Consider the following 17,248-nt stretch of genomic DNA (forward strand, 5'->3'; position numbering starts at 1 on the left):
ATTTCATTGACTTTCCTGTTCGCTTTGTAAACGGGTATGGTGGCCTCCCACTTTTGAGGTTCACGATGCAGGGTTGGCACACAACGTTTTTGGGGATGCGTGGGCTCCCCCGCGATATCAGCGACTTCGAGATGAAGGCATTTTTCACCTTCGATGGTGCCGAGCGCGACGCAATCAATGCACGCCGAGGTGATTCCCACAAGCTTGGTCTGGCGCTCCATATTGGTTTCCTGCGCATGAGTGGGCGTTTGCTCGGTGCCTTTCGGGTAATTCCAGTAGCCTTGTGGCGCCACCTTGGCAACGAGCTTGGCATTGCAGCACCAGAAGTCGCCTCGCTGAGAGCCATGTATGAACGCGGGCGCACGCTATTCGATCACCAACAAGTAGCCTGCACGGTCCTTGGATTCCAGTGGATGAGCGAGCACCAGCGCCGCTCACTGGTACGTGAACTGCGCGACGAAGTGGCGCGCTGCGCCGACCGCGATCAGCTACTCGTGCGGGCGCGTCAATGGCTGTACAAGAACAAGCTGGTGATCGTGCACGAGCGGGCAATTCGGACACTGATTGCGGCGGCACTTGCCCAGCTTGAAGTTGAAACAGGCACCGCCATCGCCGCCAGCGTTGATCCAGCAACACTTGATCGCTGGCGAGCCTCAGTTTCAGAGCTGCGCCCAGATGGACAAACCCAGCAGAGTTGGCTATGGGCTGCACCGGCGAAACACTCAACCCGCCAAATCAGCGAGGTACTGGAGCGCATCGACCTGCTTTACACGCTGGACGTTCATAAGCACCTGGCAGACATCCCCGATCTCATCTTGCGCCGCTACGCGCGCCGACTTGTCTCCAGGCCGCCCTCAGCCGGAGCCAAGATCAAAGAGCCAGCGCGCACCGTGGAGGTCGCATGCTTTCTTCGGTATTGCCTGTTCACCACCACAGACCAGTTGATCCTTATGGTGCAGCGCCGGATCGCCGATCTGTGGCGTCAGGCTGCCGCCGATGTCCCCGCTACCGTCAATTGGGCCGCAATGTACAAAACGCTGCTCGGCGAACTTGTTGCCTTGAGCGCGCAAGGTGCGGTGCCAGATGCTGAGTTGCGTGCCCGTCTTGAAGCCTTGATCACCGAAACCCAGAAACGCAAACCACCGAGCAGGGCCTCCCTGGTCCGCGAGGGATTGATTGATGGAATTCGCCCCGTGCGGTCGTTGCTCGTCGCCATTGCAAAGCTGCCCTGGCAGGCCACCGGCGAGCATCCTGCCATCGAGTACCTTGCCAAGCTGCAAGCTTTATATCTCAAAGGATCCAGAAAGCTGCCAGTTGAAGTGGTGGCACCAAGTCTGGGAATGATCTGGCAGGTTTCGATCTCCAGCCCAGACCGGGAACGGGCGTTTCAGGCGTTGGAGGTGGCCACCCTGTTTGCCCTGCGCCGCGCGGTGCGCAATGGCTCGGTCTGGATTGAGCACAGCCTGAGCTTTCGGGGTCGTGCGCGCTTGTTCTTCACGGACGAGCGTTGGCAGGCAGAGTCCAAGAAACACTATGCCCGTCTATCGTTACCCAGCAAGGCTGCCACTTTCTTGAAGCCTTTGCTGGCCAGAGTAACTGCCGGTGTCGATGCGGTGGCCGCTGCAGCCCGCAGTGGCGTACTGCGCGTGGATGATGAACTCCATTTGTCGCCATTGCCCGCAGAGGACGAAGACCCAGAAGTGACCAAGCTGCGCGCGGCTTTGGATCACCGCATCGGTGAGGTTCAATTGCCGGAAGTGATTCTGGCCGTTGACGCCCAGGTGCGCTTTAGCTGGATCATGCTCGGACGTGAGCCGCGCTCTACCGACGAGCTGCTGATGGTCTATGCCGGCATCATGGCCCACGGCACCAGTCTGACTGCGGTCGAATGCGCGCGCATGATTCCGCAATTGTCTGCCACCAGCATTCGCCAGGCCATGCGCTGGGCGCGGGACGAACGGCGTCTGAGCCAGGCCTGCCAGGCTGTGCTGGAATTCATGCAGCGACACCCGATTGCCGCCACCTGGGGGCGGTCCGATTTGGCATCTTCTGACATGATGAGCATGGAGACCACCAAACGGGTGTGGCAAGCCCGGCTTGATCCTCGGCGCAACACACCTTCCATTGGAATCTACTCCCATGTAAAAGACCGGTGGGGCATCTTCCATGCGCAGCCCTTTGTGCTCAATGAGCGCCAGGCGGGCGTGGCCATTGAAGGTGTCATCCGCCAAGAAAAGCTGGAGACCAGCCAGCTTGCTGTGGATACCCATGGCTACACCGACTTTGCCATGTCACATGCCCGTTTGCTTGGTTTTGATCTTTGCCCGCGGTTGAAGGAACTCAAACAGCGCCACCTCTTTGTGCCACGCGGCACCAAAGTGCCCGCAGAAATCGCTGCGGTGTGCGAAGCCAATGTCGACGTCGCTTTGATCGAAAAGCATTGGGATAGTCTGGTGCACCTGGCAGCCTCGGTCATGAGCGGACATGCCAGTGCGGTGGCAGCTCTTGCGCGGTTCGGTTCTGCCGCCCAGGGCGATCCAATCTATGAGGCTGGCGTGCAATTGGGGCGGTTGCTGCGTACGGCGTTTTTGGCTGACTACTTTGTCAAGGACGCTTTCAGGAACGAGTTGCGCCGGGTGCTCAATCGGGGCGAGGCTGTTAACGCCCTCAAGCGCGCCATTTATACCGGCCGGATCAGCCCGGCGCAGGCCAAACGTGTCGATGAAATGCAGGCTGTGGCCGATGCGTTGAGCCTGATGGCCAACATCGTGATGGCGTGGAATACCTCACAGATGCAGGCGGTCCTGGATCGCTGGTCGAACCGCCGCCAGGTCATTCCACCGGAACTGATCGGGAAGATTGCGCCCACCAGGCTGGAGAGCATCAACTTGCGGGGTGTGTTTCGCTTCCCGGTTGACCGCTATGCTGACCAAATCCTGCCTTCGCGGCCAAATGCATCGATAACTGGCACCAATGGATGAAACCGACCACGGTTTGACGCCACGAATCGCAGATTTGAAAGTGAACAGGAAAGTCAATGAAATCAACGATCTACCAACACCACCTCCGCGCCAGTGCTAGCTTTTCGTACCGTCACTTATTGCACTGAAAACGAGGAGACCCCTTTTCGTACCGTCACTTATTGCACTGAAAACGAGGAGACCCCTGCTCTGAGTTCTTTGCGAAGGCGAAGCCTCCGATAGTAAAACCACAACCGAAGCTGCGCGCCCTGTGCTTTGATGCCTTCGCCATCCTGCACTCAGGTGTGCGCAAGACACCTGTGTATGTGGCTCAAAAGCTTAGTCGCGAATCTGTTGCGGACGCTGATGAAAAGCGCCGGGACAAGTTCTATGAGGAAGCACGTTTGCCTTATGACGAGCGCGCCACACTGGACGACTACAAGCACAGTGGCTGGTCACGCGGGCATATGGCGCCTGCAGGTGACATGCCGACTCCTTCAGCGATGGCTCAAAGCTTCTCTTTGGCGAACATGGTTCCTCAAGCAATCAAGCACAACGGAGGGGCGTGGGCAAACACTGTTGAGAAGGCAACCCGCCACTACGCGGCCAGAGCGCGTGGCAATATATACGTGATCACAGGGCCAGTTTTTGACAGCAATCTCACTATCGGTGCCGGTCGGGTAGCAGTACCTACCTACCTCTTCAAGCTTGTGTATGACGAAGAACGCAACGTCGCCTGGGCCCATTGGCATGCCAACAGTGACGAAACACGCGGCTCCAAACCTATCAGTTATGGAGAATTAGTGAGGCGTACTGGGGTTGAATTCCTACCAGGGTCCTTGATAAAGGAATGATCCAAGGGCTTGTAGACCTTGGACCTCCAACATTTGAGCCACTATTTGGAATGTTGAGACCGCATTTGGAAACGTTGCATCTTCAGCATCTCAGATAGCAAGTCATTCGTTCGCCGCTGTTCAACCAATAGCCGCAAAAGCATCGATTGCGTTTCATCATGTTGGCTCACGAGTTCGTGCTCCAACCACTCACCGCGATCCAAGTCGAACCAACCTGAGTCTCTCCCGGGTATCTCGACGCTCTCAACAGCGCAATCACCTGTCACCGTCGCGGATGCTCTCGAAGTGATCAGGTCACTGAGAGCTAGACGCTTTTTATCATCTCCATGGTTAATGAAGACTCGGCATTTGGGTTGCGGAGCAAGGTGCTCATTTTCCCGTTTGAATATGAAATCTAGCAAGCCGACGCTATCGGCATGTCCTGAATAAAAGCCCCCCAAGTCCTCGATCTTTGCGCGAACGTCGGCTACTTCAATGACCTCTTTTCCGACTTTCAAAGATCCCGTCGCTTGGCCAGGCTGCGAGCGCGAAACTTCACGCAGCTTGCCCCCCAATGTTGATGGGTCTGCATAACCCGTCAAAACGATAGTTGAGCTATCTATGGGTAATTCCCTCGCCAAATGGCCAACGATGGGGCCTACGTCACACATTCCGCTACTGCTGAGAATGATCGTCAGTTCGCTGCCCTTCATTGCAGCTTCCGTGTCCTCGGGCTTACAAAATTTCAAGTTGTATGTGGCAAAGGCAGATTGATCAGGCGTGTTCCCCAGCAAGATTTGATCAAGTAAAGCGTCAACATCAGCCTCTGAATCAACACCAAGCAGCTTTGCCAAGCCTGGATTTCGATACATCAAAGTGTCAGAACCGTCATTCAGACGACGTTTCAGCGCTTTCCGATAGATAGCGGTGGCTGACTGAGCCAATGTCGAATCTACGATTACCAGTACCTGCTTCTTCTTACGACATGCACGCATTTCTCGAAGCAGCTGTATCGCCTCTACTGATGGAGCATCGGCGGAAGCGATGGGCAAATAGACGGATCTGACTTTGCCAGAGGGATCGGAAATTTTCTTTTTTTCAAAATACTTGAAGAAGTCAGATCTTCGACTTTCCGTCCAATGAGCCATCGGATTGAGGGCTCCGCTTCTTTCGATTTTGGTTACGTTGATACCTGACTTAAGGGCCTGCCAACAATGATCATCAGATCCAAACAAAGGACCAATGATGACAATCTCATCTTGCAAGTGAAGATCCAAAGCAGCGTGTATGTCGATCAACAACTCCTGACAACGGTGGATGCTAAAACTCGGAACCACAATCGATGAAGTGGGGGATTCCATCGCACGGCTAATGATGCGTTTCCATTCTTCCAGTCGACGATTGGCATCACCGTAAACTTCTTCGCGTACCCGGCCTCCGTACGTTGACTCAACAAGTACATATTGCGGAGATCGAGGTAACGGTGTGCGACCGACAAGAAGGGGCTGATGAGCGTGACTCTCGGTGTTAGGTCCAAGGTCTCCGCTAAACACCATCTCCTTGGATTCCTTGTTGGAATCGTTCCATTTGATCGTGATGCTGCAGGCCCCACCAATGTGCGAAGTAGTTCGGAATGCAGCGCTAAGTCCCTTAGAAATTGGGATCACCTTATCAAACTCAAAGGCATCTGATACATCGACATATTCAAACTGAAGACGCTCGACATCCACTCGAGTGAAGATGGACCCAGGCATTGCTGCAGCACTCAATAGGTTCAACCGAGCGAGCTCACCAGTGAATCTGGTGCAGTAAATCTGCCCAGTGAAGCCCTCGCGAACCAAGCGCGGCAGCAAGCCACAGTGATCAAGATGCGCATGCGTAAGCAAGACAAAGTCAAGGTGGGAGGGGAAGAAAGGCCAAGGGTTGTTGTTGAACGCATCAGCACTGGGTTCGCCCTGGGCCATGCCGCAGTCTATTAAAAAGCTGAGATTTTCAGCAGGATGTTCTAAAAGGCTGCATGAGCCCGTGACGCGTCCGATTGCGCCAATAAACTTTATTTTCATTCGAGGTACAGTTGATTTTGGTCAGTCTAGTCAGAACTAGATGACAAGGGCATTTTTTTGAAAGATGAATTGGCTGTGGGACACACGCTACTTCCCGGAAGGAACTGGCAATCCCTCGTCATTGCTGAACTCACCTGTTTTCTGTTCCAGTATGGTTTTCGTTTCGCGCACCAATAACGATGTCAAGTCATCGGACCTCATGGAGTTGTTTGCATTGGCGGCGAATTCTTCATAGGTCTTTGATTCCCTCAATGCCCTCGCGATTGCGGCTAATCCCTTTGACATCGACCTTAACTCTCGCTCTGAATTCCAAAGTTCTTCATGGATAGCTTCGCCGGCAACGACTCCGAGCTTTTCCTGCCATTTCGCTAGATGTCTAGACTTGGCCTCTATTTCTGAAGTCGCAAAGGCAACAGCATGCTTTTGGCGTACGTCATCTACCCAATCCAAATCGCTGCGAGGCTCTTTAAGCCTTCTGTCAAATCGCTCTGCAAGCTGCTGAAATTCTTGTTGGTTTTCTGGGTTCGCTACGTATTCCTCTAACGCGCGGATGGCCCACTCTGGCACTTTGCGATGGCTTGCTCGACGCGGATCAATGAGCCATGCTTGGACAGATCGCACGGAAATATGTTGTCCTGATACGGACTCTATTGCTCTCACGACCGAATCAATGTCGTCCTTAAAAAACTCGCTTGAAAGGCGCATGAGTCGCGAACGTCCACTTTGCATCTGTTCTTGAAATTGATCATTCATAAAAGCACTCCCATTGGCAATTCGCACATTGTGCACGCACAATGTGCGAATTGCAACTCCAATAAATTGCTCAGTACCAGATTGGCCCCTACTAGTTCGATACGGTTGTTCTGCCCAAAAGTTGATTGCGTCAAAGCTGGGCGCGTATTTGTGTTTATTCTTTTGCCTTAGTAGACAAGTTAAAGGTTCTTTTTTTACAAAATGGCGTGGGGGTTCACTGGCCTGGAATCCATCTGAAAAGGACTCCAGAGCCGCGCCAGGAGCCCCTTCCGCTTACGGCTGTGCTCTTTTTGCCGTGTCTTTTACCGACTGTTTCGACCAACAAATCGGCTGTTTTTTGGGACAAGGCCAATAGGTCCGCCAATACATGGTCAGCAGCCTTGTAAAGGTCCTTCATATGGGTCATGTGGCAACGGTCTATGGCGTAGTTGTGTAGACGACCATTACCATCCGACACAGGAAATGACTCTTTGGTGATGTATTTGCCGCGTTCAAGACTAAAAAATCTTGGAGTGACTACCTTGTAGAACAAGTTTTCCTGACCTTTACGCACCCAAAGCGCCCAGTAGTGCTGAGGTGTTCGGGCAGGTCCATTCATGATCGCGACAGCCAGTGCTGCGCTCCTGGTCTTCCCCAGCGAAAGCCTGTTTTCGTTTGACACGCGGTTGTAGTTCAGGTTCATCGCATGTACATGCTGTTTGACTGCTTTAACGTGCGCCCAAAGGCGCACACGCATGGACTCGTACACATTGAACGGTAGCGGCGAAAACGGCCCAACCGCGGAGTCCCGAAGGTAGCTAGGCCACTCTAAGCTGTTGATTTGCTTATGAATTTCAGGATCAAGCAGCAGCCGGCAAGTGCGGCTCCCATCCATGGCCACCGGAACTTTGGTACGGAGTTTTTCGGACCATCTCAGCATCGCTGAGTAGTTCCGGGCCATGGTTTGCATGGCCTTTTGCTTTTCGATGATCCGCTTCCACAGCATGGTGACCGATCGGAGCCCGTAAGAGCCAAGCTCTGCGGAATCTGTCTCCACAATACGGCGTCCATCGGGCGCACGAAGGGCGACATAGGGCCAGTTCAGGGGCAGATTCCAGCTAACTTCGATCGTCATCCGGTCACCAATGACGAAGCGCAGATCACCAATTTCTTTGACGATTTGCTCCCTCAGGTTGACGAATTTTTGGTTCCAATGCCTGTCATCCTGGGCTATTCCAGCCCTGATTTCGACGCCAGTGACGAACAACGGCATGTCGATTTGCCGTTCTTGCACCAGATCTCGACGGACTCGGTAGCCGGCATTTCGGCGCTTGGGTGGGTCGATGTCAAAGAATGTCCCGCCAAGGATGACGTTAGGGTTGATTTCGTAGGCGTGGTTGCGACCTTTAGCGCCCTTTGTGAGACCACTTTGCGCACCTTTCGTGACCTTTAAAGGCCTTTTGTTGGCCTCAACAGCACTAATCGATACCACTTCGGAATCCTGGGATGCCACTTCATGCTCTTTGAAGCCCTCGCCAGTACCAACCGAGCCACCAGCCGCTCTTTTGGGGACCTTTGCTGTACTTGTTGGGGCTTTTTCTGTACCTTTGGCGACCACTTGCGCACCTTTGGGAACCTCAACTCCGAAAGCTGAACTTTCTTCTGCCCCCTCGGGTACCAGTTCAGCACCTTGGGAGACCTCTTGAGTACCTTCGAGTACCTGTGCAGACCCTTTGGTGGCCTCCAGTTCAAAAGTTGCACTTTCTTCTGCCCTGGCGGATACCAATTCTGTATCTCTGGAGACTTCTTGCGTACCTTCAGCGCCTTTTCCTGCACTGCTTGATACCTTGGCTGTACTTTGATCACCCCTATGTGAAGCCTCCTTGAAAGCTTGAGCCAGGTAGAAGTAGAGAAAATCCCCCCAACGGAGTCTCTACGTGAAGAAATCAAAGTTCAGCGAAAGTCAAATCGTCGGCATCTTGAAAGAGGTCGAATTGGGAGCCAAGGTCGGTGAGACCTGCAGGAAGCACGGCGTCAGCGAACCCACCTACTACAAGTGGAAGAATCAGTTCAACGGGATGACTGTCCCGCATCTTTCTCAGTTGCGAGAGCTGCAGGAGGAGAACGCCAAGCTCAAGCGCATGTATGCCGACCTTGCACTCATGCACCATGCGTTGAAGGACGTCGTTGACCGAAAGCTCTGACCCCGCAGCGTCGGATTGATGTGGTGCAAACGCTCATGGCCGACCATGGCATGAGCCAACGTAAAGCCTGTGTTGCCAGTGGCATTGCCCGCTCCACACTGCGCTATTGCCACAAGCAGCCTGACGACTCCGGGGTCATCCAGTTCATGCAGACCTATATGGCTACCAATCCACGGCATGGTTTTGGCCTGCTTTACGCAAGCGCCCGCCATCAGAACCAGCCCTGGGGCAAGACAGTGTTGTGGCGGGTGTACTGCCAGCTCAATCTGAATCTGCCACGACGGGGTAAGAAGCGCCTGCCTGCGCGCATCCGACAGCCTCTGGAGGCGGGAAAGCAGCCCAATCAGGGTTGGAGTTGTGACTTCATGTCCGATGCTTTGTGGTCGGGCCGCAGGTTCCGCACCTTCAATGTCATCGACGAATTCAACCGGGAGGCGTTGCGCATCGAGATTGACACAAGTTTGCCCGCTGCCAGGGTTATCCGGGCCTTAGACGAACTAGTGGAGGTGCGTGGTGCGCCGCTGTTCATTCGTCTGGACAACGGCCCGGAATTCATTGCACATGCGCTGGCCGAGTGGGCCAAGACCAAGGGTATTGCCCTCAATCACATCCAACCAGGCAAACCAACGCAAAACGCCTATGTCGAACGATTCAATCGGACGTATCGCACCGAGGTGCTGGACTGCTACGTCTTCGATTCCTTGCAGGAGGTCAGAGACATGACTGCGGACTGGCTCCATCGCTACAACCACCACCGACCCCATGAAGCATTGGGGTCAGTTCCGCCGGTCGAATATCGTGTGACAAAATTCCCCAACCTCTACTTCTGAATGGTTCAGGAATTCGAGGTGGCTTCAATATGCGTACCTGCTGAGGATTTATCTAGTCCGCGGTATACCTGTCGGATACTTTGCGCGACCTCTTGTCCAACTACCTCACCGTTAGCTACCCCGATTGATACACTTGATGATCGTATAGTTAACCCTGTGCGATTGCTTGAAGCAAAATCGTTCTCACCAAAATCGAACGCATGATTTTGCTGATTGATAGGTGCACTCATATCGCTATAGCCCAAGTGCTTTGTGGAAATGTGGCTTTCTGGTTTGCGCTAGGTAAGCTGGCAAAACCTGAATCACACAGATGGGGTTTTTGATGCCCACCACCAACGGATAAAACGGCGTTGATATTGATCGCGAGCGGTATGCCACTGCTCCTGGCTGCAATCAGTCGTAATGCGGTCGATTTATAAACCGCGGGGCCACTATGAAACGGCAAAGCGAGTAGCGTAGTTAAAACCATAAATCTCAAACTTTTCTTTGCCTCGACTCGCCAGTGAAGCAAAAAGGTCTGAGAAGTCCCATTGTGGGACGGTTAAGTAGCGTCGACCTATCTCATATTTTACCTACACACCATCAATTTGAAAGGTCCCTGAAAGACAAGTACGAAGCTCTTTTTCAAAGATTGGGACGAAGAGTATCGAACGCCTGCGCGATATGAAAGTCCGCCCCCTCACCGTGATGGCGAGCGAGACGCTGGAACAGCATTGCGAAACCGAGTTCAACCGATTCCGGGCAACTGCTATCCCCTAGGCCTATTACGAAAAAGACAACGAAGCCAGCACCGGCAGCAAAGGCAACTTTGTGTCCCGAGACATGGATGAGAGGAGAACTGAGATCACGTCCATCATGTTCGAGATGAAGAACGAGACCATCGCCACCAAGAGGCGTGGCGAAGACTTTTTCATGGCTTTACAAGGACCGCATCGAAAAAGGCTCACTCGTATGCCATTCTGATGCTCTTTCTGCAGCCGGAGAGCGAGTCTTACAACACGAGGATTGTGGATGTCTCGTACCGTTACCCGAATATGTGTGTCATCCTGCCGCAGTTCTATATTGCGATCATCACCATGATGCGCAATGCGTCGTTGATTTCGCTCAAGTATCAAAACGCACTGACACGATTCAAATCACGGAAGATTGACGTCACCAACTTTGAGAATGAACTGTAGAACTTCAAGTCCGGCTTAGCCAAGAATTTCGATTTGCCTTCATGCCGGTTTCAGTTCGCAGTAGACGAAAACGACAAATTAATCGCCCACCACAAAAAAACAAGGAAGCCCTGCTAAGTGCAGGCTAAAACTTACGACTGGCCAGCGATAAAGCCTAGGATGTGAAGCTAAAGAAGCTTCAGAGGGAATATGAAGTTGGCGGTAAAGCTCGAAGAGTTGAAGACTTAGTCGGAATCCACACGGTCCGCTTTTACAACGGGCTCATTGTCTCTGGTCGCAATCCAGAGTCCTCCAAAGACAGCCAATCCAGCCACGACGCTTAAAAACAAAATTTCCATTTTTATTCGCTTAGTAGATATGGGCCTGATGCTATCAGCAGCCTCTCAAAGGTCAATGGCTGCCGCTGATGAGGAAATTTCAGCGGGGCCCGGCAAGATCTCAGTGACGAGCGACAGCGCTTGAACTAAGACATGCATCACGGCCTTGGTTCGTCGCAGATCAGTGCACTGTGTGTTTTCGAAAGCTGTCGTATTGGCGAGGCGGACATTGCAGAGGTTCAGAAGTGCTGTATCGACGACCTGAGACTGGCGACGGCCCCCTGTTCTTGGTTAGCCGGTGATGTTGGAGTCCAATCCCATGCGACAGGAGATTGGGAGCGAACAAGAGATTTACTTAAGAAAAAATCCCTAGCTTCCGTCGCGAAGTGAAGGCGGGCTAGCCGGTCGCCCGCAAGTACGGCTTTTATGACCTTTGGCGGCTTCGGAGGCATGTAGTGGCCTCCTATGACAGAGGCAGAGGTCATGGAAAACCAAATAACCGAGCGCGAATGCAAATTACTCTTGCTTAAAAATTGGGCGCCGCTTGCGAACCCGCATGGGGTCGACATCTCGCTGTTTATTCATTGAGTTATTCACAGGCCTGTCCACGTATTCGACGGACAAGTTAATTCCTTAAATTCACACCCAGCGCGTATAGAAACCAGCTAGCTGCACGAAGCCCCCTCCCCCGCGGTATCTACGTCACGATATGTGTCAGCTGTTTTGTATGAGATCGACTGAACAGAAGATTTTCTAAGTCAAATCCGCTTCAGGAAACTTTCAGAAGCATCTGCGCAACGATGACGTATCGGATCGCTCTGAGCAGTCGTAACTCTCCGCCTTGATACTGGCGAGTACTTTCCGGTAACTCAGCATTTTCTTCCTCTATCCCAGCGATGATGTCATCTAGCTCCGGGCCTATGCGGTCTGTCATGGCATCAATTTCTCTTTTGCAGATGCGCTCTGGCAAACCTAATGCCGCACCAGCAGCGATCACCCCTTGACGAGTTACGTCGGAGTAGCGGTGCTGATTGGGGAGCGGTATTGCCAAGTCAATTTCGGGCCACTTTGTGCCACCGTTGTAGAAGGCCTCAGTGTGATACACACCAGTGCATACCAAGTCGTATGTCTTGGCTAAGCTGACTCCATCCTCAGCGACCATCAACGACACGTTTTTTAGATGGTTATCGTGATTGGCGATGAGAACATTGAACAGGAGCCAGCGGAACAACCCAAGACGCGTGGCGAGCTTATTTCGTGTTGCATTGACCACTTCCATCAACGTAGTCAATGAAGCTTGTGTGTATTTGTAGGTGTGTGCCTTATTCAGCAATTGGCACGTGTCTATTACATGCAACCGATCTGTTACTTGTTTGCCTGTACCGTCTCGGGCCCGCATGGGGTTCTTGATGGACGTGACGTGTCGGTCGAAGCGTTCCACGATGTAGACCGGTTGGGGGCAGTAGTGGCGCCAAACTTCAGGCGCCGCTATCCCTAAGCGAGCTGCCAATTTCATCATTGCGTATTCGTTGATCACCGAATGGGCATAGTCATTGCTCAAATGCTCTGGTTTGAGAATATGCGTCGATGGCGTCAAACCCAATGGCTCCCATAGTTGCGTGCCATCCCAATTCACTAGAAGCTTGTGTTGAGCTCCTGCCAATGACATCCGCTTAGGTCCTGTGGATGCGATTGGCACCCTGGGCATGTCTTTGATTCGTTGATCCAATTCCTCATCGGAAAGCTGTCGATAGCCCTCTTCCGTTGGCATGTCCTCACCAGGCGGAAGCAATACGAGAGAGCCCGCAGACTCTGCCCCCATGTATTCCAATAGCGCGAATGCATCCGCCTCAGCAATTTTCGCTTTGGCTGCAATCGCCGTGCGCATACGATCTTCTGGCAGCAGATTGTCAAAGAACCATTGCACCGGTCGCATGGTGCTACCGTCTACGATCTTGCCAGCCGCTCGTGCAATCGGTGGCGAGATGTCCCACGAATGCTCCCATGTCACCCATTCGGGTGCATATTCGAACTGCCAGATATCGTTGAATTCAGAGAGCCAGCCTATGAGCCGCTCATTGCTGAAGACTTTGAGAGAGCGCATGTCCTTTACCTCATGTGCCATGCTGGCACGTGGCATCGGTATCGGAGTAAAGACGGTGCTTGCGCTAGCCATCACTCGGTATCTTTCTTTGCGCTGCGAGCTTTACGCCGCTGCGTGGTATTGATGATCTGGGCTCGTGCACTGTCTAGCTGATCGCCCACTCGGTCTGGTACATCCAGGTACATGTGAATGCCCAGCTCATGCAGCACCTGTAAAACCTTACCCAACTGGACACCAGGTTTGCCCAGTTCCACGTCGTTGACAAACTGCTTGCTGAGACTGGAGGTCCCTGCCAGATCATCAATACGCATTTCTACACTCTTGCGCGTAGCGCGCAGTAATGTGCCGAGTTCGGAGACGTCTGTGATTCTGTATTTCATAAATCCTGCTTTCGTAGGAATTATGGATCAGATAATTGGAATGCGCAATAAAATCCTAATTTTTTAGGAATTACGTTAGTTGGACATTTGATTCACTTAAAATTCCTACAAATATAGGAATATTAATATGGGGCCCTTGCAGGGCGGAAATGCAAAAGTCCCTAAGCTCCCACGTGCCTCAAGCATCTATCCTGCAAGGGTTTATGGCTTGAGGGCGACCTGAACAGCTTCGAGCATCTCTGGAGTACGAGTTGCAAGCTCCGTGCGGCGAACTTACTGCTTCCTGGCCAGACCATGTCCCTTGCCATGACTTGGTTTAGCCAGATTCGGGGTCGTCAAACGTCCACCAAGACAACATGCGAAGATTGTTTTTTCTTATCCTAAACCGAACGCCCTATGAAAGTTCCCCGTCTTGAAGCTATGCGCCGAACGCAGGCCGAGCATCACCGCAGCCATCCGTGGCAACTATCGCAGGGCGGTCTGTTTATTCCTCACAACTATGAAGAGAAGACGGCAGACAGTCTTACAGGTTGGGATGACGTAGGATTCATCTTGAACGGAAGGCGGGTCATCGTATGGTTTCAGCACCCGAGGTATGTTTACGGTGAAGCGGTGTGGGACAAAGTCTGGGAAATCGTGGGAGACGGCCCCCAAGATGACTTGCTCATCGAAGGTGGTACGAAGAATTACCGATGTGTGGGTAGGTCCAGAAAGAAACATGTTTCCACCACTCTGCGACAACCCTCCCCTGCGGAACGCGCGCACCATGATCTGCTTTATGCAACATACATAGGCATGAGAGACGAGGGAATTGATTGCAGTATCACTGCGAACTGGAAGCCAAAACGACTTTGGTGGGCCATGGGAGTGAGTCTTGTGGCTCCACTAGAAGTTCGAAACGAAAGAGATCTGGCAGAGGTCGCACAGTTGGCCAAGCGGCTACTCAAGCGGGAAACGACATTAGAAGCGGAATTCCCCGGATACCAATATGCGCGCAGTCATTGGCTAAGTGAACAAGAACCGCAATTGGTCCCTTGGGGCTCAAAGTCGCCCGGCTAAGGGGTGCCAGTGGCCTCTATTGATCAGTTGCTGAATACGCTGTTTGTATTGGAGCGGATCAGGTGCTTTGTTCCGTCGGCCTAAGTGCCTACGCTGGTTACACCACTGGCAGGCTGCAGCGATATTTTCTGGTGAATTTTTTCCGCCGTCTTGTTGGGCCAATAAGTGTTCCGCCGTGCACTGCAGATACTTTGCCTGGCGCAAGGACAGGCCATGCGATTGACAAAACTCTGTCAAATCGCCTTCCCACATTGGGAGATTGCAGTAGTAACAGAGGCAGTTTTGACGTTGAAAAGCAAGACGACGAAGTTTTTGGATAGGATTTTTACTCACGGGAAAATACTTGGGTAAACAAGCAGATCCCCGGTTGCTGTCACAGCTTCGCGGGAGCCGTCGCGCACGCGTATCGGCTGTGCACGGTCTCAAACCTGTGCGGTCGGGTTTTGCAAGCCCGAGCGTGATAATTCTACAAATGTGCTTGCAGTGGTGCAAGTCAAGAATCAGTTCAATTAACCCCAATCTCCAAACCTAAATGCCACAGACAGCGGGGGCAGCCGCACTGTTTCAATATCCGACAATTGCTGCCTCCAACGACACATCCAGGTAGACCGCGAGGATCTTATCTTTATGACAAAAGCGTCTTTTAAAGCTCATCATCCGACTGATCCGGTTGACTCAAGCAATTTGGCCGAATGCAACAGCGATTGGAACAACATTGTCCCCATTGGTCGGGAGTTTGGCAGTCCAGACTACGAACGATTGGAGGAGTTGGACAATTTGGCGTGCAAAGCAATAGGTACCTTGTCGGGGGCGCGCAGTTGGTTGGATACACCTTTAGACGAGTTAGGAGGCCTCGCTCCAGAGGCGGTTGCCAAAACACCTGAAGGCTTCGAACTCATTAAAAAACTCTTGAGTCACATCGGCTAATTGCATCTCGAGCAGCTACATAGACTCTGAGCCTAGTCGACTCTTCATTGTCAGAGCCGTTTTGTAAAAACGGAGAGATTCGTTGTTTGTTCCACCTGAATGGGACCAGTTTTGGTCCGCAGTCATTGGCTTGCCTAAAGGTTGGAATCGCTTTTGTCAGCTCCGGTATGCCGAAGCCTTTGCCCAATAAACCTAAAGAACGACACAATTTTACTATTGATAACATATTTTATCAATAGTAAAATTCTTCGCATGCTGCACCTCCAACTCGAGCTCACAGAGGCTCAAGCCCTAGCCCTTTCCCACTTGGTCAAGCAGATCCCTGCCCACCAAATTCGGGAATGGTCCGGCGACGACTTGGAGGCCGACGCCATGCGCCAGGCTCTCGACACGATTCGTAAAGCGCTGACTGAAGAGTCTCTCTGACTAGCGTTACTGCCCATGTCCGAGCAGCGGTCATCCCCTCTCCAGGCTCAGGCTATCACTCCATCAAATCAGGAGTTGGTACCTACTTCCTACGGAAGAATCCTCAGCGCACCCGAATTTCAGCAACTCACAGAGGTCCCTGCCGAGAGCCAGTGGTTCGCCAATATCGACAACCCCCAAACAAGACGGGCGTACCAAAATGACATGTCCGGTTTCATGCAGTTTGCTGGTATCCAGGCGCCGGCTGAATTTCGAGAAGTCACTCGTGCCCATGTCCTAGCGTGGAGAACCGATTTAGAAAACCAAGCGCTGTCTGGTTCTACGATCCGCCGCAAGCTTGCCGCCCTTGCCTCTCTGTTTGAGTACCTCTGCAACCAAAACTCTGTCAGTTACAACCCGGTTAAGGGCGTCAAGCGGCCACGTGTTGAAAGCCAAACAGGCAAGACGCCGGCTTTGAGCAACCTTCAGGCGGCTCAGTTGTTGGAGGCGCCGCCGGCTGACACCTTGAAAGGGAAAAGGGATCGGGCTATTTTGTCGGTCATGCTGCACCACGGTTTGCGGCGCGCTGAACTCTGCCAGCTCAAGGTCAAGGACTTTGCGCAACTTGACCGGGATGGTCCACGTATGCGAGTCTTCGGTAAAGGCGGCAAAGTTCGGTATCTGCCAGTCCACCCACACACGCTACAGCTGGTGGACGATTACTTATCAGCTGCCGGTCACAAAGGTCAGAGTTGCTATTGGCTCTTTCAATCAGTGAGCCACCACCATAGCCAAAATCCCAATAGCGGAATGACCCCCGGCGCCGTTTACTCCGAGGTGGTCAAAAAGTACATGTTGCCATTGGGCTTGGCGGGCGACAACTTGGGGCCCCACGCCTTGCGCACTACTGCGGCAACCTGCGCGTTGGAAAACAATGCCGATATCGCCAAGGTCCAAGAATGGCTTGGGCATGCCAACATCAACACCACAAGAGTCTATGACCGTCGGGTGACGCGCTCACCGGACTCGCCGACTTTCAAGATAGTTTATTGATCCCGCGAGCCTAGCATTTTATAAGACCAGCTACTTGTCAAAGCGGACTTCTGAGTCCCTGGATTTCCTGCCCAAAAGCGGACATCCGATCTGTTACAAAAGAGGCGGGCTCGCGGAGGTCGCCTATGCAGGGCGGATTCAACCGGTCGATGCAACACACTAACCACCGCATAGGCGGAAGGAATGTTGCAAATGAAACGGCG

Annotated in this window: 13 protein-coding genes and 1 pseudogene; 8 read left to right on the forward strand and 6 right to left on the reverse strand. The window is 52.7% G+C overall.

Annotation, left to right across the window (positions count from 1 at the left end):
• Positions 1 to 65: 65 nt before the first annotated feature.
• Both ACOAP0_RS19905 and ACOAP0_RS19910 read left to right on the forward strand, forming a co-directional pair.
• Complete coding sequence (locus ACOAP0_RS19905; RefSeq protein WP_003049965.1) at positions 66 to 2,981, forward strand: Tn3-like element IS1071 family transposase; 2,916 nt, start codon at positions 66 to 68, stop codon at positions 2,979 to 2,981.
• A gap of 248 nt (positions 2,982 to 3,229) precedes the next feature.
• The gene (locus ACOAP0_RS19910) at positions 3,230 to 3,814 is read left to right on the forward strand and encodes a DNA/RNA non-specific endonuclease (protein ID WP_498391546.1); all 585 of its coding nucleotides are present in this window, start codon (positions 3,230 to 3,232) and stop codon (positions 3,812 to 3,814) included.
• Positions 3,815 to 3,855: 41 nt separating this feature from the next.
• Here ACOAP0_RS19910 and ACOAP0_RS19915 read toward each other — a convergent pair whose 3' ends face one another.
• The 3 genes from ACOAP0_RS19915 to ACOAP0_RS19925 form a co-directional block, all read right to left on the reverse strand.
• Entirely contained in the window at positions 3,856 to 5,856 is a 2,001-nt protein-coding gene (locus ACOAP0_RS19915) for an MBL fold metallo-hydrolase (protein ID WP_498374564.1), read from the reverse strand.
• Between the two features lie 87 nt (positions 5,857 to 5,943).
• Positions 5,944 to 6,609 (reverse strand): hypothetical protein, encoded by a 666-nt coding sequence (locus ACOAP0_RS19920; protein WP_498374562.1) that lies wholly within the window; start codon positions 6,607 to 6,609, stop codon positions 5,944 to 5,946.
• A gap of 214 nt (positions 6,610 to 6,823) precedes the next feature.
• The gene (locus ACOAP0_RS19925; protein ID WP_498374561.1) at positions 6,824 to 8,374 is read right to left on the reverse strand and encodes a hypothetical protein; all 1,551 of its coding nucleotides are present in this window, start codon (positions 8,372 to 8,374) and stop codon (positions 6,824 to 6,826) included.
• A gap of 151 nt (positions 8,375 to 8,525) precedes the next feature.
• On the opposite strand from ACOAP0_RS19925, the gene ACOAP0_RS19930 reads away from it, so the two are divergent.
• Together ACOAP0_RS19930 and ACOAP0_RS19935 are read left to right on the forward strand one after the other, a co-directional pair.
• Positions 8,526 to 9,622 (forward strand): IS3 family transposase gene (locus ACOAP0_RS19930; protein ID WP_498374497.1). Its coding sequence is split into 2 segments (ribosomal slippage): positions 8,526 to 8,778 and positions 8,778 to 9,622, totalling 1,098 coding nucleotides; the frame shifts between segments, so codons are not numbered across the junction.
• 822 nt (positions 9,623 to 10,444) lie between these two features.
• Positions 10,445 to 10,800: pseudogene (locus ACOAP0_RS19935) on the forward strand (DUF2130 domain-containing protein).
• Positions 10,801 to 11,886: 1,086 nt separating this feature from the next.
• Here the strand turns inward: ACOAP0_RS19935 and ACOAP0_RS19940 are convergent.
• Together ACOAP0_RS19940 and ACOAP0_RS19945 are read right to left on the reverse strand one after the other, a co-directional pair.
• Positions 11,887 to 13,221: a HipA domain-containing protein gene (locus tag ACOAP0_RS19940; protein ID WP_498374560.1), complete on the reverse strand. Its 1,335-nt coding sequence runs from the start codon at positions 13,219 to 13,221 to the stop codon at positions 11,887 to 11,889.
• A 71-nt stretch (positions 13,222 to 13,292) separates the two neighbouring features.
• Positions 13,293 to 13,601: a helix-turn-helix domain-containing protein gene (locus ACOAP0_RS19945; protein WP_498374559.1), complete on the reverse strand. Its 309-nt coding sequence runs from the start codon at positions 13,599 to 13,601 to the stop codon at positions 13,293 to 13,295.
• Between the two features lie 396 nt (positions 13,602 to 13,997).
• On the opposite strand from ACOAP0_RS19945, the gene ACOAP0_RS19950 reads away from it, so the two are divergent.
• On the forward strand, positions 13,998 to 14,660 hold the full coding sequence (locus tag ACOAP0_RS19950) for a hypothetical protein (RefSeq protein WP_498374558.1): 663 nt from the start codon (positions 13,998 to 14,000) through the stop codon (positions 14,658 to 14,660).
• Here ACOAP0_RS19950 and ACOAP0_RS19955 read toward each other — a convergent pair.
• Positions 14,643 to 14,912 carry an HNH endonuclease gene (locus ACOAP0_RS19955; protein ID WP_498374636.1) on the reverse strand — a complete coding sequence of 90 codons (270 nt, stop codon included), beginning with the start codon at positions 14,910 to 14,912 and terminating at the stop codon, positions 14,643 to 14,645. The two genes, ACOAP0_RS19950 and ACOAP0_RS19955, sit on opposite strands and share 18 nt — an antisense overlap.
• 375 nt (positions 14,913 to 15,287) lie before the next feature.
• Between ACOAP0_RS19955 and ACOAP0_RS19960 the strand changes: the two genes are divergently transcribed.
• The 3 genes from ACOAP0_RS19960 (at position 15,288) to ACOAP0_RS19970 (ending at position 17,045) form a co-directional block, all read left to right on the forward strand.
• Entirely contained in the window at positions 15,288 to 15,587 is a 300-nt protein-coding gene (locus ACOAP0_RS19960) for an antitoxin Xre/MbcA/ParS toxin-binding domain-containing protein (protein ID WP_498374556.1), read from the forward strand.
• A gap of 252 nt (positions 15,588 to 15,839) precedes the next feature.
• A complete protein-coding gene (locus ACOAP0_RS19965) occupies positions 15,840 to 16,013 on the forward strand; it encodes a DUF7706 family protein (protein WP_498374555.1) in 174 nt (57 codons plus the stop codon).
• A 15-nt stretch (positions 16,014 to 16,028) separates the two neighbouring features.
• Complete coding sequence (locus ACOAP0_RS19970; protein WP_498391543.1) at positions 16,029 to 17,045, forward strand: tyrosine-type recombinase/integrase; 1,017 nt, start codon at positions 16,029 to 16,031, stop codon at positions 17,043 to 17,045.
• The last annotated feature ends 203 nt before the right edge of the window (positions 17,046 to 17,248 follow it).

Source organism: Curvibacter sp. Hmag1.1, assembly GCF_059769165.1.

What these genes read in the sequence shown, in the direction of transcription:
- ACOAP0_RS19905 (WP_003049965.1), top strand. Translation starts at nt 66, where the DNA reads ATGCAGGGTTGGCACACAACGTTTTTGGGGATGCGTGGGCTCCCCCGC.
- ACOAP0_RS19915 (WP_498374564.1), bottom strand. Translation starts at nt 5,856, where the DNA reads ATGAAAATAAAGTTTATTGGCGCAATCGGACGCGTCACGGGCTCATGC.
- ACOAP0_RS19920 (WP_498374562.1), bottom strand. Translation starts at nt 6,609, where the DNA reads ATGAATGATCAATTTCAAGAACAGATGCAAAGTGGACGTTCGCGACTC.
- ACOAP0_RS19940 (WP_498374560.1), bottom strand. Translation starts at nt 13,221, where the DNA reads ATGCGCTCTCTCAAAGTCTTCAGCAATGAGCGGCTCATAGGCTGGCTC.
- ACOAP0_RS19945 (WP_498374559.1), bottom strand. Translation starts at nt 13,601, where the DNA reads ATGAAATACAGAATCACAGACGTCTCCGAACTCGGCACATTACTGCGC.
- ACOAP0_RS19950 (WP_498374558.1), top strand. Translation starts at nt 13,998, where the DNA reads ATGAAAGTTCCCCGTCTTGAAGCTATGCGCCGAACGCAGGCCGAGCAT.
- ACOAP0_RS19955 (WP_498374636.1), bottom strand. Translation starts at nt 14,912, where the DNA reads ATGTGGGAAGGCGATTTGACAGAGTTTTGTCAATCGCATGGCCTGTCC.
- ACOAP0_RS19960 (WP_498374556.1), top strand. Translation starts at nt 15,288, where the DNA reads ATGACAAAAGCGTCTTTTAAAGCTCATCATCCGACTGATCCGGTTGAC.
- ACOAP0_RS19965 (WP_498374555.1), top strand. Translation starts at nt 15,840, where the DNA reads ATGCTGCACCTCCAACTCGAGCTCACAGAGGCTCAAGCCCTAGCCCTT.
- ACOAP0_RS19970 (WP_498391543.1), top strand. Translation starts at nt 16,029, where the DNA reads ATGTCCGAGCAGCGGTCATCCCCTCTCCAGGCTCAGGCTATCACTCCA.